Source organism: Vibrio sp. R11-SG3-ISO3-SZ (genome assembly GCF_059834345.1).
On sequence record NZ_JCBDGX010000016.1, the window covers coordinates 25,411 to 44,387 of the forward strand.

Annotated in this window: 18 protein-coding genes; 8 read left to right on the forward strand and 10 right to left on the reverse strand. The window is 48.1% G+C overall.

What is annotated here, in order from left to right; genetic code table 11:
- Window positions 1-12: 12 nt before the first annotated feature.
- A complete protein-coding gene (gene pntA, locus AC6R1O_RS01995; protein WP_500631282.1) occupies window positions 13-1,560 on the reverse strand; it encodes a Re/Si-specific NAD(P)(+) transhydrogenase subunit alpha in 1,548 nt (515 codons plus the stop codon).
- 125 nt (window positions 1,561-1,685) lie between these two features.
- On the opposite strand from pntA, the gene AC6R1O_RS02000 reads away from it, so the two are divergent.
- Window positions 1,686-1,961, forward strand: a complete 276-nt coding sequence (locus tag AC6R1O_RS02000; protein WP_500627181.1) for a hypothetical protein — start codon at window positions 1,686-1,688, stop codon at window positions 1,959-1,961.
- Here AC6R1O_RS02000 and AC6R1O_RS02005 read toward each other — a convergent pair.
- Together AC6R1O_RS02005 and AC6R1O_RS02010 are read right to left on the reverse strand one after the other, a co-directional pair.
- Window positions 1,954-2,232 (reverse strand): HlyU family transcriptional regulator, encoded by a 279-nt coding sequence (locus AC6R1O_RS02005; protein WP_334551885.1) that lies wholly within the window; start codon window positions 2,230-2,232, stop codon window positions 1,954-1,956. The two genes, AC6R1O_RS02000 and AC6R1O_RS02005, sit on opposite strands and share 8 nt — an antisense overlap.
- A gap of 10 nt (window positions 2,233-2,242) precedes the next feature.
- Window positions 2,243-2,614 (reverse strand): late competence development ComFB family protein, encoded by a 372-nt coding sequence (locus AC6R1O_RS02010; RefSeq protein ID WP_334551886.1) that lies wholly within the window; start codon window positions 2,612-2,614, stop codon window positions 2,243-2,245.
- Window positions 2,615-2,832: 218 nt separating this feature from the next.
- On the opposite strand from AC6R1O_RS02010, the gene AC6R1O_RS02015 reads away from it, so the two are divergent.
- On the forward strand, window positions 2,833-4,068 hold the full coding sequence (locus AC6R1O_RS02015) for a GGDEF domain-containing protein (RefSeq protein ID WP_500656422.1): 1,236 nt from the start codon (window positions 2,833-2,835) through the stop codon (window positions 4,066-4,068).
- A gap of 69 nt (window positions 4,069-4,137) precedes the next feature.
- Here the strand turns inward: AC6R1O_RS02015 and AC6R1O_RS02020 are convergent, their stop codons facing one another.
- The gene (locus AC6R1O_RS02020) at window positions 4,138-5,067 is read right to left on the reverse strand and encodes a GGDEF domain-containing response regulator (protein WP_500627183.1); all 930 of its coding nucleotides are present in this window, start codon (window positions 5,065-5,067) and stop codon (window positions 4,138-4,140) included.
- A gap of 169 nt (window positions 5,068-5,236) precedes the next feature.
- On the opposite strand from AC6R1O_RS02020, the gene AC6R1O_RS02025 reads away from it, so the two are divergent.
- Window positions 5,237-5,674: a DUF3069 domain-containing protein gene (locus AC6R1O_RS02025; protein WP_334551889.1), complete on the forward strand. Its 438-nt coding sequence runs from the start codon at window positions 5,237-5,239 to the stop codon at window positions 5,672-5,674.
- Window positions 5,675-5,729: 55 nt separating this feature from the next.
- On the opposite strand, the gene modC is transcribed toward AC6R1O_RS02025, so the two are convergent.
- The 5 genes from modC to AC6R1O_RS02050 all read right to left on the reverse strand — a co-directional run bounded on the left by modC (window position 5,730) and on the right by AC6R1O_RS02050 (window position 10,682).
- On the reverse strand, window positions 5,730-6,854 hold the full coding sequence (gene modC, locus AC6R1O_RS02030) for a molybdenum ABC transporter ATP-binding protein ModC (protein WP_500656423.1): 1,125 nt from the start codon (window positions 6,852-6,854) through the stop codon (window positions 5,730-5,732).
- A complete protein-coding gene (modB, locus tag AC6R1O_RS02035; RefSeq protein WP_500656424.1) occupies window positions 6,851-7,540 on the reverse strand; it encodes a molybdate ABC transporter permease subunit in 690 nt (229 codons plus the stop codon). The genes modC and modB overlap by 4 nt, the downstream gene beginning before the upstream one ends.
- Window positions 7,527-8,282, reverse strand: coding sequence for a molybdate ABC transporter substrate-binding protein (gene modA, locus AC6R1O_RS02040; protein ID WP_500656425.1), 756 nt, complete (start codon window positions 8,280-8,282; stop codon window positions 7,527-7,529). Before modA ends, modB begins: the two co-directional genes overlap by 14 nt.
- A complete protein-coding gene (locus AC6R1O_RS02045; protein ID WP_500631277.1) occupies window positions 8,279-9,754 on the reverse strand; it encodes a cobyric acid synthase in 1,476 nt (491 codons plus the stop codon). Before AC6R1O_RS02045 ends, modA begins: the two co-directional genes overlap by 4 nt.
- Window positions 9,755-9,884: 130 nt before the next feature.
- The gene (locus tag AC6R1O_RS02050) at window positions 9,885-10,682 is read right to left on the reverse strand and encodes a MetQ/NlpA family ABC transporter substrate-binding protein (protein ID WP_500656426.1); all 798 of its coding nucleotides are present in this window, start codon (window positions 10,680-10,682) and stop codon (window positions 9,885-9,887) included.
- Window positions 10,683-10,897: 215 nt separating this feature from the next.
- Here AC6R1O_RS02050 and AC6R1O_RS02055 point away from each other — a divergent pair, with 215 nt between their 5' ends.
- Window positions 10,898-11,416 (forward strand): hypothetical protein, encoded by a 519-nt coding sequence (locus AC6R1O_RS02055; protein ID WP_487901486.1) that lies wholly within the window; start codon window positions 10,898-10,900, stop codon window positions 11,414-11,416.
- A 100-nt stretch (window positions 11,417-11,516) separates the two neighbouring features.
- Here the strand turns inward: AC6R1O_RS02055 and cra are convergent, their stop codons facing one another.
- Window positions 11,517-12,494: a catabolite repressor/activator gene (cra, locus tag AC6R1O_RS02060; RefSeq protein ID WP_500631276.1), complete on the reverse strand. Its 978-nt coding sequence runs from the start codon at window positions 12,492-12,494 to the stop codon at window positions 11,517-11,519.
- A gap of 375 nt (window positions 12,495-12,869) precedes the next feature.
- On the opposite strand from cra, the gene fruB reads away from it, so the two are divergent.
- The 4 genes from fruB (at window position 12,870) to AC6R1O_RS02080 (ending at window position 18,892) form a co-directional block, all read left to right on the forward strand.
- A complete protein-coding gene (gene fruB / locus AC6R1O_RS02065; protein ID WP_500631275.1) occupies window positions 12,870-14,000 on the forward strand; it encodes a fused PTS fructose transporter subunit IIA/HPr protein in 1,131 nt (376 codons plus the stop codon).
- Between the two features lie 9 nt (window positions 14,001-14,009).
- On the forward strand, window positions 14,010-14,960 hold the full coding sequence (gene pfkB / locus AC6R1O_RS02070) for a 1-phosphofructokinase (protein WP_500631274.1): 951 nt from the start codon (window positions 14,010-14,012) through the stop codon (window positions 14,958-14,960).
- Between the two features lie 54 nt (window positions 14,961-15,014).
- Window positions 15,015-16,751 carry a PTS fructose transporter subunit IIBC gene (gene fruA, locus AC6R1O_RS02075; protein ID WP_500631273.1) on the forward strand — a complete coding sequence of 579 codons (1,737 nt, stop codon included), beginning with the start codon at window positions 15,015-15,017 and terminating at the stop codon, window positions 16,749-16,751.
- Between the two features lie 221 nt (window positions 16,752-16,972).
- Window positions 16,973-18,892: a GGDEF domain-containing protein gene (locus AC6R1O_RS02080; RefSeq protein ID WP_500631272.1), complete on the forward strand. Its 1,920-nt coding sequence runs from the start codon at window positions 16,973-16,975 to the stop codon at window positions 18,890-18,892.
- Window positions 18,893-18,977 lie beyond the last annotated feature (85 nt).

The window sequence follows — 18,977 nt, forward strand, 5'->3', positions numbered from 1 at the left end:
CCTTGTTACTCCTTAGTCTTTACGGAACATTTCAAGCATACGCTTGGTGACGGTGAATCCACCGAAGATGTTAATACTGGCAATCAACACAGCGATGAACGCCAAAAATGATACCACTCCGTTGCCTTGGCCAATTTGTAACAAAGCGCCGACAACAATAATGCCAGAAATTGCATTGGTCACCGACATCAACGGTGTATGCAGAGCGTGTGTGACGTTCCAAACCACGTAGTAGCCAACGACACATGCAAGAACAAACACAGTAAAATGTGACAAGAAGGCCGCTGGCGCGACAGAGGCTATCCATGCAAACGCTCCGACACCCACAGCTAACGCCGCCAGTTTCTTCACTGGTGAAGTGGGCTCTTCAACTTTCGGCTCTGCTTTTACTGGCTGCGCTTTTTTCTGCTCTGGTTGAGCTGAGACTTTGATTGGTGGCGCAGGCCAAGTCACTTCACCCTCTTTAACTACAGTGACGCCGCGGATAACAACATCATCAAAATCGATGGTGATGTTGCCATCTTTCTCTTTGCACAGCAGTTTGAGCAAGTTGACCAAGTTGGTTGAATAGAGCTGCGATGACTGTGTGGGCAATCGGCCGACCATATCGGTGTAGCCCACGACTTTGACACCATTGGCTGTGGTGATCACTTTGTCTGCTTCAGTGTATTCGCAGTTACCGCCGTTGGCCGCAGCCAAATCAACAATCACACTGCCCGCTTTCATGCTGTCGACCATCTCTTTGGTGATAAGCTTAGGAGCTGGGCGACCCGGGATCAGTGCGGTAGTTATGATGATGTCGACATCCTTCGCTTGCTCAGCGTAAAGCTCAGCCGCTTTCTTGTTGAACTCATCCGACATCTCTTTAGCATAACCATCGCCAGCGCCAGAATCTTCTTTGAAGTCGACTTCAAGGAACTCCGCGCCCATCGATTGAACTTGCTCTTTTACTTCTGGACGCACGTCAAACGCACGAACGATCGCACCAAGACTGCCGGCTGCACCGATCGCAGCTAGACCAGCAACACCAGCGCCGGCTACCAAAACTTTTGCTGGTGGCACCTTACCCGCGGCGGTAATTTGCCCAGTAAAGAATCGACCAAACTCATGAGCGGCTTCAACCACCGCACGATAACCGGCAATATTTGCCATTGACGAGAGTGCATCTAACGCTTGAGCACGTGAGATACGCGGCACAGCATCCATCGCCATGACATTAATGTTTTTGCTCGAAAGCTTCTCCATCAATTCTGGGTTTTGTGCTGGCCAAATAAAGCTAATCAGCGTGGCCCCTTCCTTGATCAAAGCCAGTTCGTCCAGCGTGTCATCGATAATCGGCGCATTGACCTTTAACATGACGTCTGATTGCCACACATCTTGCGTTGAGACGATGCTCGCCCCTGCGGCTTCAAACGCACCATTATCAAAACTGGCTTTCTCTCCTGCTCCTGATTCAACGGCAACGCTGAACCCCAATTTAATTAATTGCTCGACCGATTTGGGTGACGCAGCAACACGCGTCTCACCGGGGAGCGACTCTCTTGGCACACCAATCTGCATTAGCTATTCCTTGACTATTCGCAACACTGTTTGATTTGTTTTTATCCAACGTAAAAACAGACTGCAAGTCTTTTTAAAAACTTGCTGAAAAAATCATGAGTTATAACCGTTGGGAATGAAGGATTGTGCGTCTGAACGACAAAAAGGACAAGACAGAAACCATTGATAGGAGGTCAAACCAGTTGCGTCCAGTGCAAGCAAAAATTTCCTTTAAAACAACAAATTATCTTACTCACCAAAACAAAGAAGCCATCAGCATAACGGCTAATGGCTTCTTAGAGTATGATGTTCATCAAATTGAGGAGTTATCACAGCAAAATAATCAATCAGGCGAACTCTCTATGGGTTACTTTCCCATTACGCGTCTTATTACGTCACTGTTAACGAAAACTGTTAGTTAAAAATACTGTCACCCATTTGATCAATGAACATTTGTGATTTTTTCAGCATCAATTCATTGGCATCGTCTTTACTAGCGAGCACATCCGAGCGAATAAAACGGTGTGATAGGATCTCGCCCTCTTTTTCTTTCTCAATACGTCCTGCAATACGGTATTGACCGCCTTCTGCAATGGATTCTTGATAAATGAGATAACCTTTATATTCAACCGGCTCTACCGCGACGGCTTGTTGTGATTTTCCGCCACCAAATAGACGTGAAAACAATCCCATTTATAACTCCTTACTTACGACTTTTCATGGATACAATCGGTTTCTCAAACCATTCCAGCTCCAAGTCATCATCAAAACGAGGCTTGTTGATGATCACCGGAATCTCATCTTTACGATTTTTACGGCGGTCGTCAACGATCAGGCTCACAGCAGAGGAGACCGCTGTCTCAGCATACTCTTTTAATGCCACTAAACGTTCTTCTGGGAGTGCAGAGAGAAAGTCGACATCAAAACGGATGTAGACTGGCCTCAATTGGCTGAGCGCAAGACACGCTAAATCGGCCAATTGATCATGGTCGAATCTCTGAGTAAATTCTTCTCGCGCAAGCACGTGTCCAACCAAGGTTTCCATGTAATTGTGGACATCAACGCTAATCTGCATATCAATCACTCCTTTTCGTTATGCTTCCGGTATCAGTATGTGGAACATTACCTAAAATTGCCATGCAATAGAGTCATTTAGATATGATGGTGTTCAAACATTAAACATATGATCCAATTTGCTACTTAAGTTTAGTAAAAAGCTTGGATTTTCAGCAAATCAAAGTATTCTTATCTTTTGCTATTCAATGTGTCTTTTTCTGTGGGTTTGGTTGTTGCATGTCACTGTCAGTAGTTTCCGCTAATTGGTTTCGGTTGTCGTTTCCGCTACTGCTACTGATATTCATCGCGTCTGGTATGAACAATGTCATCACATTGACGCAAGCCAACCTGGATATCACCTCGAAACTGCCTTTTGTTCTGTTTATTTGTGCGATAGCGTTAGCGAACGCGTTCAAACAGAGCCGAATAGCCATGGTCGCCACGACCCTTCTGCTTGCCTACTGGTTGATACAGTCTCGACTACAATCTCCACTATCGACCGGCACAACGGTGCTTGAGTTGTCGTTGTTGGCCTTTTTGCTGCCTATTGCACTACTCAGTGTCTATCCCTACAAAGATTCGAGTTTAATGTCTCGCTCATTTGGGCTTTACCTGGTGACACTGTCACTTATTATCGTCTGGTGCTACCTCGTATTGGCTCACTTCTACGATGGTGGTTTCGACGACATCAACTCAACATTTTTATTTATCGAACCCGCCGTATCGCGAATCCCACTGATTCTTGTGCTTTACATGTTTGCCATCACTTTAAGTGGCGCGATATTGGTCATGGCAAAAAATCGCATTATCGATGTGGTAATCTACTCATCAATACTGCTTGCATCTGTGACTTTTATCTTTTTCCATGTGCCCTTTATTTCGAGCACCATGTTCTCTCTCGCAGGCATATTGCTGCTGGTTTACTTACTGTCAGCCAGTTACGAAATGGCGTTTAACGATCGTTTGACCGATATTCCTGGACGATTGGCACTTGAGTCAGACTTAAAACACCTAGGTCGAAAATTTACGATTGCCATGCTCGATATTGATCACTTTAAGTCGTTCAATGACACCTATGGCCATGACACCGGCGACGATGTGCTACGCTTAGTCGCCAGTAAACTTCAGCAAGTGGGCGGTAGAGCGCGAGTGTATCGCTACGGGGGTGAGGAGTTCACCGTCATATTTAAAGGGCGGTACTCCGAGCAGGTAAAAGAGCATCTAGAGGCGTTGAGAGTGTCGATTGAAGAATACGAAATGATGTTACGCGATCAATCTGCGCGGCCAAAAGACAACAAACAAGGGACGAAACAGCGCGGTTCGGCGAAAAACCCAGACTCGGTAAGCGTGACCATCAGTATTGGTGTCTGCGACAGCCAGGAAACACGCAAAGTCTCTCAAGTGATTAAAGAAGCGGACAACGCTTTATATAAAGCGAAAAAGGCCGGGCGTAACCGAGTCGCTTACGCATAATAAACCCAATACGCGTAAATCAAGTGCAACATAAATAAAGAGTGCATAAATGAAGAGTGCAACCAGCGCTCACACAATCACGTATCGATTTCGGCCAGACGCCTTGGCTTGGTACAAAGCTTTGTCCACTTTCTCAAATACCGACTCCAATGTCTCCTTTCCGCTAGGAACAAAGGAATAGACACCTTGTGACACGGTCACGTTTTGATGAATGGGTGAAGATTCGTGAGCGATAGCCAACGCTTCAACGGTATTGTGGATGCGCTGCGCATCTTGCTCAACCTTGTTTTCATCTGTATAGCCGAGCAGCACAATGAATTCTTCACCACCATAACGGCCCACCACTTCGCCATTACGAACAAACAAGCCCGACAATGCACTCGCAAGGGCAACAAGGCACTTGTCCCCTTCAATGTGGCCGTACGTGTCGTTGTAAAGTTTAAAGTGGTCTACATCCAGCAGTATGAACCCGAGGGGGAGATGATGGCGACCATGAAACGCAATCAGCTCAAGAGTTTTTTCATCGATTGAGCGACGGTTTGCGACTTTAGTAAGGCCATCTTCTGTCGCCAACTTTTCAAGCAGACGATTGGCCTCCTCAAGGGCGGCGGATTTCTTTTTATATTCACGACGCATGGCAGCGATGCGCTGCATGGCAATCAACTTAGAGTTAAGCACGATTTTATCCACGGGCTTGATCAAGTAGTCATCGCCGCCAGCTTCAATGGCTTTAGCAATGATCGCCGGCTCATCGTGACCGCTTAGGAAAATGATCGGCACCCATTCTTCATATAAATCACGAATTCGAGATGAGACTTCAAAGCCGTTCATATCCGGCATGCTGATATCGAGCAGTACCAAATCAGGTTCAAAGGTGGGATAGATATCCAAAGCACCGGCGCCAGAATCCGCCATTTCGACCGTATGGCCAAGCTGCTTAAGTCGAATGGCTAGCTGCATGCGTTCCATTTGCACGTCATCCACTAGCAAGATTTTCATCGAAGAACCTGCTTTATCCACGCTAACTACCTTGATTTAATTCATGAATATCGTAATCCGTTATCTAAAAGCATATCTTACCACCCCATGTTCAGCCAACTTATGTTGACTTTTATGCGGTTTTTTTTACGATAGCGCCCTAATTTTAGTAATTAAAGAGAGCATCCTTATGTCTGACGAGAATCAAGCAGAACAAGCTGTCGTAGACCTGTCCACCGTTTCCGCTGAACTTCGTCAAGTGATTGAGTTTGATGGCGTACCAGAAGCTATGCACAACATGGTCGTCTCAATTCATGAAGTATCGGAAGAAGCCGTGCGCGAATCTTGGGAACAACTGCCAAACAGTGCGCAAAATGTTCTCGATAACTTTGAGCAGTTCCATGCGCTTGTGTCGGTAAGCCAAGCGTTTGCTGGGCTTAACGTAATGGAAGAGTTTCCAACGCTTAATCTGCCTAAAGAGATGACAGATGAGCAAAAAGAAGAGTACCGTGCGCAGCTTCTCGACCAAGTCCTGCACAACTGCGTAAAAGATATGGTTAAGCAGATTAAAAAAGCACGCCGCGACCCTATTCTGAAACGCGACTTTACGGATGTCTTTGCGAAGTAATGAGCGCAACACAACCGTTTTATTAAAAAAGCGCCGCAAGGCGCTTTTTTAATGGCTATCTGTCACCGTGGGCAAGCGCAATGTCTTTTTGAGTCACGCTCACGCCTTTGATCTGGGCGTAGACCGTCATCCCAGGTGTTAAATTCAACTCATCTTTGGCCCACTGAGTAATGGTCGCTTTGAGGGTTCGTCTTTCATCTAGGCACAAATAGACCGTCACACTTTGCCGTTGATCACCATGACGCACCTCTTCCAATTCCTCAATCGTGACCTTAAGGCTATTACGAATCGAGGTTTGCTTTGGCGGCTCTAGAGCTAAAGAGACATCATTGGCGCGAATTTGCAGCCTTACTAAGTCGTCTTCACCGGCGTTGATTTTTTGCACCCAGAGCGAATGCAAAGGCGTTAAACTCACCTCAGTCAACGCATAGTGGTGATTGTGGCGCAGGACACGAGCTTCGAACAGCGAGCTTTGCTCCGAAAATGAGTGCCACGGGCGCATGACGTCCGAAGACCAGACCGCCTCAATATTATCGCAAGCCACCACCCGACCGTCATCGATCACCACCAGTTGATCAGCCAGACGCAATACTTCATTCAAGCTGTGGGAGACATAAAGAATAGGTACGTCGATATCGGCAGCAAGCTGCTCAAGATATGGCATCACTTCGCGCTTTCTCGGCATGTCCAATGACGCAAGCGGCTCATCCATCAGGAGTATGTCTGGCTTGCGCAGCAATGCTCGTCCTATTGCGACGCGCTGCTTTTCTCCCCCAGACAACGCTTTAGGGTAACGACGCAACAGCGCGCCGAGATCGAGCGTGTCCACCACCTTATCGAAATGTGCCTTATCATCCCCCTTCACGCCATACAGCAAGTTACCTTCAACGCGATAATGGGGAAACAAGCGGGCTTCTTGAAACACATAACCCACATTGCGCTGATGTACCGGGACGTTGATCTTATTTTGTGAGCAAAACAACACACGGTCATTGAGTTGAATCCGCCCTTCTAGGGGCGTATGAAGACCAGCGACAGAATGAATCAAACTGGTTTTGCCCGCCCCCGAACGGCCAAAGATGGCGGTAATGCCGCGATTGGGCAACTCAAGGTCGATATCAAACGTTTGATCACCGAGTCGAGTGCGATACTGAACGCTCAGCGCGTGCGAATTCGTCATCGCCCTAGCCTTTTTTGACTGACTCGGCTTAACCAGCCAGAGATAAACAGAGAGAGTAACGCAATCGCAATTGAGATGAGACACAGCCTCATTGCTGCATACTCTGCGCCCGGGGTCTCGATAAAGGTATACATCGCCAATGGAATGGTTTGCGTTTCGCCAGGAATGTTGGAGACAAAACTGATGGTGGCCCCAAACTCACCTAAGCTGCGCGCAAAGGCGAGCATCGTACCGGAAATAATACCTGGTAGCGTTAAAGGCAGTGTAATGGTGGTAAAGATTTTCAACGGGGAAGCGCCCAATGTGGCCGCTGCTTCTTCAAGGCGTGGGTCGATTGACTCTAGACTCAAACGAATCGCCCTGACCATCAATGGTAGAGAGACAATCATGCACGCAATTACCGCGCCTCTCCAACTGAAGGCGAAGACCAGCCCCCAATGCTCAAACAGATACTGGCCAAGCCAGCCTTGGCGACCAAGGAAAATCAGCAGCAAATAGCCAATCACAACAGGGGGTAACACCAGTGGTAGGTGGATAAGACTATCTAGCACACTACGTCCGAGAAACGACTTTCTAGCCAGCAACCACGCCAACAAGATACCGAGTGGGATCAGCCATAGCACCGCCACCCCCGCTATTTTCAAACTGAGCGATAAGGCTTGAATCTCGTAATCACTGAGCATCACTGACTAAAAATCCGTATTGTGTAAACAGGGCTCTTGAGTCACGCGTTTGCAAATAATCAAGAAATTCGTTCGCCGTGACATTGTCACTCACAACAGCAGCAGGATATTGAATCGGTTCGTGGCTACGCTCCGAAAGCGTGGCTACCACTGTCACCTTCTCTGATTGCATCGCATCGGTTTTGTAGACAATCCCTAATGGCGTTTCACCTCGCTCCACTAAAGCTAGAGTAGCACGAACACTTTTGCTAGGCGCGAGCGACATCTCTACGCTCTTCCAGACGCCAAGCCAAGTCAGCGCTTGTTTCGCATAGATACCAGCGGGAACCGTGTCGGTTTGCCCCACCGCGAGTCTTTGCCCGTTTAGCGCTTGTTGCCAAGATTGAACGTCCCCGACAGCCAAAGCGATCTGCTTCTTGGCAATGACGACGAGTTGGTTTGCCGCTATCTGTTTCACCTGGTGTGGTTCTACACTGCCGTTGTCGATCAAATATTGCACCCACTGATGGTTCGCTGAAATAAATACGTCTGCGGGAGCACCATAGGCAATTTGCCGCGCTAGGGATGACGAGCCACCAAACACAGTGGTCACCGAAACATCACGCTGCTGCTCGAATTCATTCACGAGCTCTGAGACCACATTGGTCATCGACGCGGCAGCATAAACCGTGAGTTTGTCTTGCGCCTGAGCGTGAAAAGCAAGGCTTAACCACAAAGCGAAGAAAAGTGAAAATCGCTGTTTCATTGTTTGTTCTGTGTCTCTAGTTCTGGCCAGAGTAAATCCAGTTTCAAATGCTGCTCGATGGCATCAGCAATACGATCGATGGCTTCAAGTTGGCGCGCATTATGGTCTATCGCGCCGATATCCTCATCGGTTGCCCAACGCATAATCTGCGTCGTCGCCTCGGCCGAGTTAAAGATACCATGTAAATAGGTCCCAAAGACTTGATTACACTCACTCAACGCGCCATCCCTCTCACCCGAACTGAGCATAATGGGCGATACATCTGTGGTTTGAGTGCGACCAGCGTGAATCTCATAGCCTGATACGGGCACCGTGCTGCCATTTAATGAGAGTTGGCCATCCACATTCGTTAGCGTTTTGGAGTCGGTGATCACCGTTTGAGTCTGCAAGTACCCTAGCCCTGCTGTGCTGCCTGCGTCACTTTCTAACCCCAAAGGATCATCAATTTTCTGACCCAGCATTTGGTATCCACCACAAATGCCAATCACTTTGCCGCCTAAACGAAGATGACGCTGGATATCGCGATCCCATCCCTGACTGCGCAAGTAGGCAAGATCGCTGCGGACCGATTTTGAGCCCGGCAAAATAATGACGTCTGCTCCCGACAGCGACTCCCCCTTACCTACGTATCTAAGGTGAATGTCTGGGTTGCTTCTTAACGCATCAAAATCGGTGTGATTGCTGATCCGAGTAAACACTGGCACCGCAACCTGAATCTTCGCGCTCGAATTGAGCGATTGCTGAGTATTGATGGCATCTTCCGCCTCTAACTCAAACCCGTGCAGATACGGCAACACGCCGATAACAGGCTTGCCGGTTTTTTCTTCCAGCCAATCAAGGCCAGGTTCGAGCAGTGAAATATCACCACGAAAGCGATTAATAATAAATCCTTTAACTCGCTGCTGCTCGCTCTCTGATAGCAGGGCTAGAGTGCCGTACAAGTGAGCAAACACGCCGCCCCGGTCAATATCGGCGACAATCACGACGGGCACATCCGCCTCCTCAGCAAAGCCCATATTGGCGATATCATTCTCACGTAGATTGATTTCTGCGGGGCTACCAGCGCCTTCGATCATAATCGAATCATAGTGTTCGGTCAGTTGACTAAACGAGTCCATCACAAAAGGCAGCGCTAACTGTTTGTAGTTCTGGTAACCACACGCTTCCATATTACTCAGTGCTTTACCTTGCACGATCACCTGTGCGCCAATATCGGAATTGGGCTTAAGTAATACTGGATTCATATGAACACTAGGCTCGACACCGGAGGCTAAAGCTTGCACCGCTTGGGCGCGACCAATTTCACCACCATCAGAGGTTACGGCGCTGTTTAACGCCATATTCTGTGGTTTAAATGGGGCAACTCGCACACCACGGCGAGCCAACACTCGGCAAAGACCTGCCACGACGACGCTTTTTCCGGCGTCAGAGGTTGTACCCTGTACCATTAGGGCTTGAAGAGGCGTTTTCATATAAAGAAAAAACTACAATAAATCCATCCGTTATGTTGGCTGACGATACCACTCCCACCTTGCAATCGCTAATGTTTCGATAAAAAAAGCCCGAGGTGGTAATGCCTCGGGCTCTCAATCATTCTGCGAATTAGAACGCCGCCTCAATCGTGCTACCAAACTGCTTGGCTAGGAAGGCTTTCGTCTCTTGCGATTGGAAGATCTCAACAAACTGCTGATACTCAGGTTTAGTCTCTTCCCCTTTACGGGTCGCGATGACCATAACAGCGAGCGGGGCATCGGTCGATTCGAGATAAATACTCTGTTTCTGCGGATCAAGCCCTGATGACATCACATAGTTCATCGTGATTGCCGCAGCATCGACATCATCCAGAGTTCTGGGTAACTGCGCCGCATCGACCTCGATGAATTCGAACTGTTTAGGGTTGTCCACAACATCAGTGAGCATTGCCGCATATCCAACGCCCTCTTTCAGGGTGATCACTCCCGCTTCAGCAAGCAATAATAGACCGCGACCACCATTAGTCGGATCGTTAGGTATCGCGATACGCGCTTTCTCTGGCAACGCATCTAAAGTGCGGTATTTATTTGAGTAAAGTCCCATACGCATGAGGATTGAACGGCCGATTGAGACAAGTTCTGTACCATGATTTTGATTAAAACTGTCTAAAAATGGTTGATGTTGATAACTATTGATATCGATACTGCCATCATCAAGCGCCGCGTTTGGTGTGACATAATCCGAAAACTCGATCACTTGCACCTTTAACCCATGCTGCTCGGCTTGTTTTGCTACCGCCTCGACAACCTGGGCGTGTGGGCCAACCGTCGCTCCAACTTTAATCACTGACTCTTCTTTTTCGCCGCACCCGGTAAGTCCGACTACCGTGATGAATGCTAACAACGACACCTTACTGACTAACTTCATATTTCCCTCTCATTGTTAATAAAAGCCTTTTAGATGGCTAGAGCTCCACTGTAAGCTTTCTATATAAAAAATCAATCAATTCAATTCGTAGGCGACAAATCATTTTAAATCATCAATAATGACACCCACCTCAAATGGCTGGCTTAAAACTTGCTAATATTTTTTCATTAGGCAAAAACGCCAAGCCAATGTGGCGCTTAGACGGAAAATTGACAATGTCGGAGACTGTTTTGAAAAAAATCCTACTTACCAGCGCGCTGGCTCTTGCGGCGACATCAGCACAAGCGAATAACTTCAGCTACAACTACTTTGAAGTGCGTGTAGGCGCCAATCCCTCGACATTAGGCGGTGAGTTCACCACTCTATTCACGGAAAACTCCCATTTGATCATTCGCGCCGATTCTCAGTTTGATGGCGATTATGACGTTGCCGGTGGTATCGGTTTTAATGGACCAGTAACACAATTTGCGGATGTGTATGGTCAAATGCTACTTCACCAAACAAAATATGTAGCAGGTGACAGTGACACGCAGATTGAAATGAACATTGGCGGTCGTCTTTGGTTGACTGAACAAGTCGAAGCGACGATGCGATTAGGCCGTTTGGATGATTCCTCTGTCTTTCACGCCGGACTTCGTTTTCACTCTACTCAGCAGATGTCGCTATCAGCCGAGACAAGAAACAACGGACTCTATGGTCCACAATTGACGATGAGCGTTCGTTTTCAGTACTGATGATCGTGCTGCTCTGATGTGAAAAAAGCGCCGTCTTGGCGCTTTTTAGTTCCACGGTTTTAGTATCCCTGTTTTAGTAACCTTATCTTAGTTAAAACGGTTAGCGAACAATCAACTCACGTGGAATCAACTCAATACCCGGATGGTAACGTTTTGCCGATGCGTTAAGTGCCAACGCCAACGCGCTGTCTGAAATCATTTCAAATTGTTGGGGCAAAGAGTTCACTTTAAAGGGAAGGAAATCAAGCAGACGGTTATCACCAAAGGTCCCCAGTTTGATGCCTTTGACCAACTCTGGTTGCTCGAGAAATACGTCTAATACCCCTTCCAACAAAGTATACGAGGTGGTCACAATCGCATTGGGGAGCTCATTGTTGGCCAGCCAAGTACGCATCACCTTTTTCGCGTCAATACGGTTAAAGTGGTCACCATAGCCAATTACTACACTGCAACCTCGCTCTTCTGCCGCCGTCTTAAAACCCAACTCACGCTCTTTAGAGATATTGAGGTCTGGAAGTGCACCAATTAAGCCAATAGTTGTGACGGCGTCACTAATTACGGAGTGAGTGAGCTCATTCGCCGCGCCAAAGTCTTCACTGATCACGCATGAAAAAAACTCATCGTCCAAGGGACGGTCAATCGCGATAACCGGCGTGCCCTTATTTTGGATGTCGAGATAAAATTCATTGGCATCTGGCATCGCGCTCGCCACAAACAGCCCATCGACCTTACGACTGATCAACGCATTGACGACGTTTTTCTCGGTATCAGCGTCATCATCTGAACAAGCGATCAATATTTGATAGCCCGCTTTTCGAGAGCTTTGTTCGAGAAGTTTTGCAAGCTTGGCATAACTGGTGTTTTCTAAATCAGGGATCACCAACCCAAACGATCGACTTTGCCCTGCGCGCAGCGTACTGGCGGCAAGATCCGGGCGATAGTTATGCTCTTCCACCACCGCCATCACTTTACGTTGTGTCTTTTCACTGATCCGATATTTTTGTGCTTTGCCGTTAATCACATAGCTTGCGGTTGTCTTGGACACACCGGCCAATTTGGCTACTTCATCTAGTGTCATATCTCTACCTTAATCTGTGCGCACGATCATAATAATTCATCAAAGATCTATCGCTGAGTTGAATTATAAGCTGAAACGTTTCAGTATAAAAGCTGAAAGGATTCAGCAAAGAATAAAACAAGAGTAAGGTCACTATTTTCAACCAAGTTGAACAGTATTGAGGCGGGAACCTCATAGATATTACTCCATTCTTTGCTAAAACTTTTTTGTGGCGCGAATTTGCTGAATCGATTCACTAAAGTAGTTACTGGTCTCAAGCTATACTGACTGCCCAGTAAAAAGATGAAAGTAAATAGCGAGAAGAGACAACAGAAGTTGCACTCCGCGCCCACAGACTGAGAACGAACTGTATGACTTTTATGCTGGAGAAGCGCCATGCTCAAGCTCACTAAAACTGATATCACCCTATCGCAACAGGCCGATGATAAATTTGCCGCTATTCAAAACATTGCATCGACACTAGCGAATAAAGGCTTAGTCGACGCGCAGTACGTCGAGGGCATGCTCAATCGCGAGAAGCAAAACTCGACGTTTTTAGGCAACGGCATAGCCATCCCACACGGAACCACCGACACCCGTCACATGGTCAAAGAGACAGGCGTTGCGATTCACCACTTCCCTGACGGTGTAGAATGGGGTGACAGTAACCGTGTCTACGTCGCCATTGGTATTGCGGCAAAATCGGACGAACACTTGGGCATTCTTAAGCAATTGACCAAAGTACTTAGCGCTGACGGCGTTGAAGAACGCCTAAAATCGGTAAAAACCGCGGATGAAATCGTCGCACTCCTGAATGGCGATGTTCAGTTAGAAGTGGATCTCGACGCGTCGTTAGTTCAAGTGGGCTTTCCAGCCAGTGATATGGTCCAGCTCAGCGCTGTCGCCTCTGGTTTGCTCAAAAATACCGGATGCGCAAACCACGATTTTGTTGCCGATATCGTATCAAAAACACCCACCCACCTTGGTCAAGGGCTTTGGTTAGTCGGCAGTGAAAAAGGCGTTCAGCGTAGCGGTGTCTCTTTTGTTTCCACGGCGAATCAATGCCAATTTGACGGTGAAAACGTCAAAGCATTGATCACCTTTGCAGCGTGCAACAATGCACACCAAGCAATCTTAGAAAACCTGACGCAGTTGGTTTTTGAACAAAAACACACCTCATTGCTTGATGGTAGTGCCGAGCAAGTCATCGCGCTACTCAAAGGCGAACAAGCAGAGCAAGCCAGCGCTGATGGCAATACCGCAGTCTTCAAAATTCGAAACGCACATGGTTTACATGCAAGACCGGGCGCGATGTTGGTGGCGGAAGCGAAAAAGTTTGAGTCGAACATTCGCGTTGCAAACCTTGATGGCGACGGCAAAGCCGTTAACGCGAAAAGCCTAATGAAAGTGATTGCGCTTGGTGTTAAACACGGTCATCAGCTGCAATTCACCGCAGAAGGGGCAGATGCACCTCAAGCACTGGAAGCCATTGGCAGCGCGATTCAATCTGGCCTTGGTGAAGGTTAAGGGGCGACCATGTCTGAGATTGCAACCAATAAAGTCGTGACCATCACGTTGAATCCAGCGCTCGATCTGACCGGTAGTCTGGATACCCTCAATGTGGGTAGCGTGAGTCTTGTCAAAGAGAGCAACCTAAGAGCGGCGGGCAAAGGGGTCAACGTCGCTATGGTCCTACGCGATTTAGGTGCTGACGTCACTGTCACGGGTTTTTTAGGTAAAGATAACCCTGAGCTGTTCCACCAACTGTTTTCAAACATCGGTGTGACGGATCGCTTTGTCGAAGTTGACGGCTCCACTCGTATCAACGTCAAGTTGGTGGAGAAAAATGGCGAGGTCAGCGACATCAATTTTCCTGGCGTCGAAGTAAACGATGCTCAAATCGCGCAATTTGAGCGAGTTCTGCACGAACTGGCGATCGATCATGACTACTTTGTCTTTGCTGGCAGCCTACCCGGTGGTGTCACACCGGCTCAGTGCGCAGCATGGATCGCGCAGTTGCGTGAACGTGGCAAAAAAGTCCTGTTTGACAGCAGTAAAGCCGCACTTGCCGCAGGGCTTGATGCCAAACCTTGGCTTATCAAACCTAACGAGGAAGAGTTGGGCGATTTCCTAGGTCAAACACTGGATACGCGAGAAGCGTGCCAAAACGCGGCACAAACCCTGTCTAACAAAGGCATCGACAACATTGTCGTTTCAATGGGCGCTGACGGTGTGATGTGGTTGCACGACGATCAATGGCTCCACGCCAAGCCGCCAAGAATGCAAGTGGTCAGCACAGTAGGCGCCGGCGATACGTTAGTCGCGGGTCTATGTTGGGGCCACATGCAACAGATGCCAAAAACCGAATTACTCCAATTTGCCACAGCCCTCTCTGCACTTGCAGTGAGTCAAGTCGGCGTTGGTGTGACCAGCCAACAAGAGCTGGATCAAATTAAGCTTAATACTCAAGTTAATGAGCTTGCCTAAGCGAATCCGTTCGCCAAAACGTAGAAGCAAACTAAGGAACAGAAGGTTATCATTATGAATATTGCCATCATTACTGCCTGCCCGAGCGGCGTGGCAAATAGCATTCTTGCTGCTGGACTGTTAGAAAAAGCAGCGAAGAAACTTGCATGGAACGCGACCATTGAATGCCAATCAAGCGTTGTCGACACCAATGTGCTCTCACAAGCGGACATCGATCAAGCGGATGTGATCGTCATTGCGGCGAATACTGAAGTTGACGACGCGCGCTTTGTCGGCAAAAAAGTGTTCCGCAGTGACATCAGCGCTGTAACCAAAGACGCCGTTGCATTCCTTGAGCAAGCAACTAGCCAAGCACAACTCCTTTCCAGTGCGACACAATCGGTTGCTGCAGCTCCAGCCACCTCTTCTGCGAAGAAGATTGTGGCCATCACAGCGTGCCCAACAGGCGTGGCGCACACCTTTATGGCTGCTGAGGCACTCGAAGAAGAAGGCAAACGTCGTGGTCACCAAATCAAAGTAGAAACTCGCGGTTCGGTCGGTGCGAAAAACCAGCTCACAGACCAAGAAATTGCTGACGCAGACTTAGTGATCATCGCCGCGGACATTGAAGTGCCACTGGATCGTTTCAACGGCAAAAAAATGTACCGTACTAAAACCGGTCCTGCCCTGAAGAAAACCGCCGAAGAGATGGATAGAGCCTTTGAACAAGCGACGGTTTACCAACATTCTGGCTCAGCTAATCAATCTTCCGCTCAAGATGAGAAGAAAGGGGCCTACAAACACCTAATGACCGGTGTATCACATATGCTCCCTGTCGTGGTTGCAGGTGGTTTGATTATCGCGCTCTCTTTTGTCTTTGGTATTGAAGCATTTAAAGAAGAAGGCACGCTTGCCGCAGCATTGATGACCATCGGTGGTGGTTCAGCATTCGCGCTGATGATCCCAGTGCTCGCCGGTTACATCGCCTTTTCTATTGCGGATCGTCCAGGACTGGCACCGGGCCTTGTCGGTGGTATGCTCGCAAGCTCAACAGGCGCAGGCTTCCTTGGTGGTATCGCCGCAGGTTTCATCGCTGGTTACGCCGCGAAATTCCTTGCAGATAAAGTACAACTTCCGCAATCGATGGAAGCACTCAAACCCATTTTGATCATCCCGTTTGTCGCGACCCTCTTTACTGGTTTGGTCATGATCTACATCGTCGGTGGTCCTGTTTCCGGCATTATGAACGGTCTAACAGACTTCCTAAACAACATGGGCTCTGACAGCGCAGTACTTCTCGGAATTATCCTTGGCGCGATGATGTGTTTCGACTTAGGTGGTCCAGTCAACAAAGCAGCGTACGCGTTTGGTGTTGGCCTATTGGCATCACAAACTTACGCACCGATGGCAGCCATCATGGCGGCGGGCATGGTACCGGCTCTGGGCATGGGTTTGGCGACCTTTATCGCGAAAAACAAATTTGAGAAAAGCGAGCAAGAAGCAGGCAAAGCCTCTTTCGTACTTGGCCTATGCTTTATCTCGGAAGGTGCGATTCCTTTTGCAGCAAAAGATCCAATGCGCGTTATCCCGGCGTGTATGGCAGGCGGCGCGTTAACTGGTGCTCTGTCTATGCTGTTTGGCGCTAAACTGATGGCACCACACGGTGGTCTGTTCGTTCTTCTTATCCCGAACGCGATTACTCCAGTCGTCATGTATCTTGTCGCTATCGCAGCGGGTACAGCAGTAACAGGCTTTGGTTACGCGTTCCTAAAAGCACGCAGTGACGCAAAACAAGTTCAAGCACAAGCATAACACCCCCCAACCTTTTATTAGATCTATGCTTAATCTGCTCAGCGCTCCTCTCCGGGGCGCTTTTTTATCGCTTAGAGCGGCGCAATCAAACAACTCTATTGATATAAAACACAATACCCAAGAAAAATATTGGAACGGGTGTTAAGCTCAATAGAATCCCACCATCTTCACAGTATTGCATATCCCCCTGGGGTAAACTTTTCGATGAATAAATCCAGAAGATGACTCTAGACGCAATGCGCTACTACTCTCCGACCAAACTTTTGTTGCAATTTATCCTCGTGTTTAGCGCACTATCTGTTGTCCCTGCGATTTATTTCTATGAGCGACTTGATGATCTCGAGACTCGTACTGCACAACAAGTCGCCATGATTGAGCAAGCCAAAGTCAATTACGCGGTGGCAGAGCTCAATGCCATCAATCAAAAAATCCAACTCTCTGTGATGGAACTGGCCAACAATGGCCTGCTGCACCGTGCTATCGACTCTCCCTCTCCGCTCTCACGAAGTATAATTGAAGACTTTTGGGCCCTCGTCGCTCGAACCCAAGGCTACTACTCGCAACTGCGTTATTTGGACATCCATGGCCAAGAAAAAATTCGTATCAACCACAATGGTCGTACAACCCAAATCGTTGAAGATGTATTTTTGCAAGATAAATCCGGGCGCAACTATTTTTCTTATGCGCAGAGCTTGGAAGACGGCCAACTGGGGGTGTATGGCATTGATCTCGAGATTGAGCACGGTGAATACGCACGCCCGTACACGCCGGCGCTGCGCGTGATCGTGCCCGTTGCGACTTCTGGCGTCCGACAAGGCTACTTTATTGCGAATCTCAATCTGTCGATGATTTATGACGAGTTGGCGTATCGAGACAACAGCGGTTCGAAGCCCATCGTTGCTAATGCAAACGGCTTTTATGTGCTGTCTCCCGATACAGCGACGCTGTTTGGTGATCTGCTCCCCGGCCGAGCCCAGCATTCTGTCGCCAATGACTTCCCATTGCTATGGCGACAGCAAGCGATAAACGCTTCAGGAACAGTGCACGAGTCGAATGCTTGGCTGACCTATCAAACCATCGATTTTACCCTCGGTCAGCATACTCAATCGCTTTTGCTCTTCGTGACTATGCCTGCGCAGCAGGCTAACCAAATCAGTCGCGCCGAACGCTTTGAGCTATTTGTTCAGTTGTGTTCTGTCTCGGCGGTGATTTTTCTGATTGCCCTATCCTTTGTCATTTGGAATGACAATCACCACAAAAATAGCTTGGAAAGCAAAATTGCCCGCGCGGCGATAAACGGTATGTCTGCTCTGATGATCACAGATAAAGACAATCGGATTATCAAAGTGAATGACGAGCTCTGCCGGATTAGTGGTTACACCTTTGAAGAGGTCAAAGATCAACAGCCGTCGATGTTTGCCTCCGGAGAACATACGCAAAAGTTCTATCGTGAGATGTGGGAGTCTATTCATACAAGGGGAATTTGGCAGGGCGAAATCATCAATCGACGCAAAGATGCCACCCTTATCACTGAGTTGCTGCGCATACAAACGGTCAAGAATCACGATGGCAAGATTCAGTTCTATGTCGCCTCGTTTGTCGATATCTCCGAATTGAAGGCATTGGAACAGCAACTGCGCCGATTGAGTGAAAAAGACGCCCTCACATCGCAATGGAACCGACGCAAGTTTGATATTGAATTGCAAAGCCTATGCATGCGTGTGAAGCGTTATCCGCAAGAGGAACAGGCAGCGCTCTGTTTATTCGACATTGACCATTTTAAGCAGGTGAACGACCAGTACGGTCACGATGTCGGTGATCACGTGATTAAAAGCGTGGCGCAGTTATTGAAAGGTGAGTTAAGAGAAACGGATTTGCTCGCCCGTGTCGGTGGTGAAGAGTTTGCTGTCATCATGCCTAACACCTCGGTTGAAGAGGCGGAAGCCGTCTCGAATCGCATACGCAATGTGGTTGAACAACACTCTATGCATAATGTGACGATAAGTGGCGGTGTCAGTGATGTCTGCGCGAATCCAAGTCAGACCTACAAACGCACCGATATGGCGCTTTACGACTCTAAATATCTGGGCAGAAATCGCATTTCCGTGATCAAAAGTGATCAGGTGCAAGCCTTCGTCTAAATTGGTGCAAGATTATTTTGTTCACGCACCACGATAGCGCAGATAAACGCCCTATCGAACGCTATACTTAGGTAACACCATCACC

Coding starts and splice junctions, on each gene's coding strand:
- pntA (WP_500631282.1), bottom strand. CDS start 1,560: ATGCAGATTGGTGTGCCAAGAGAGTCGCTCCCCGGTGAGACGCGTGTT.
- AC6R1O_RS02005 (WP_334551885.1), bottom strand. CDS start 2,232: ATGGGATTGTTTTCACGTCTATTTGGTGGCGGAAAATCACAACAAGCC.
- AC6R1O_RS02010 (WP_334551886.1), bottom strand. CDS start 2,614: ATGCAGATTAGCGTTGATGTCCACAATTACATGGAAACCTTGGTTGGA.
- AC6R1O_RS02015 (WP_500656422.1), top strand. CDS start 2,833: ATGTCACTGTCAGTAGTTTCCGCTAATTGGTTTCGGTTGTCGTTTCCG.
- AC6R1O_RS02020 (WP_500627183.1), bottom strand. CDS start 5,067: ATGAAAATCTTGCTAGTGGATGACGTGCAAATGGAACGCATGCAGCTA.
- AC6R1O_RS02025 (WP_334551889.1), top strand. CDS start 5,237: ATGTCTGACGAGAATCAAGCAGAACAAGCTGTCGTAGACCTGTCCACC.
- modC (WP_500656423.1), bottom strand. CDS start 6,854: ATGACGAATTCGCACGCGCTGAGCGTTCAGTATCGCACTCGACTCGGT.
- modA (WP_500656425.1), bottom strand. CDS start 8,282: ATGAAACAGCGATTTTCACTTTTCTTCGCTTTGTGGTTAAGCCTTGCT.
- AC6R1O_RS02045 (WP_500631277.1), bottom strand. CDS start 9,754: ATGAAAACGCCTCTTCAAGCCCTAATGGTACAGGGTACAACCTCTGAC.
- AC6R1O_RS02050 (WP_500656426.1), bottom strand. CDS start 10,682: ATGAAGTTAGTCAGTAAGGTGTCGTTGTTAGCATTCATCACGGTAGTC.
- AC6R1O_RS02055 (WP_487901486.1), top strand. CDS start 10,898: ATGTCGGAGACTGTTTTGAAAAAAATCCTACTTACCAGCGCGCTGGCT.
- cra (WP_500631276.1), bottom strand. CDS start 12,494: ATGACACTAGATGAAGTAGCCAAATTGGCCGGTGTGTCCAAGACAACC.
- fruB (WP_500631275.1), top strand. CDS start 12,870: ATGCTCAAGCTCACTAAAACTGATATCACCCTATCGCAACAGGCCGAT.
- pfkB (WP_500631274.1), top strand. CDS start 14,010: ATGTCTGAGATTGCAACCAATAAAGTCGTGACCATCACGTTGAATCCA.
- fruA (WP_500631273.1), top strand. CDS start 15,015: ATGAATATTGCCATCATTACTGCCTGCCCGAGCGGCGTGGCAAATAGC.
- AC6R1O_RS02080 (WP_500631272.1), top strand. CDS start 16,973: ATGACTCTAGACGCAATGCGCTACTACTCTCCGACCAAACTTTTGTTG.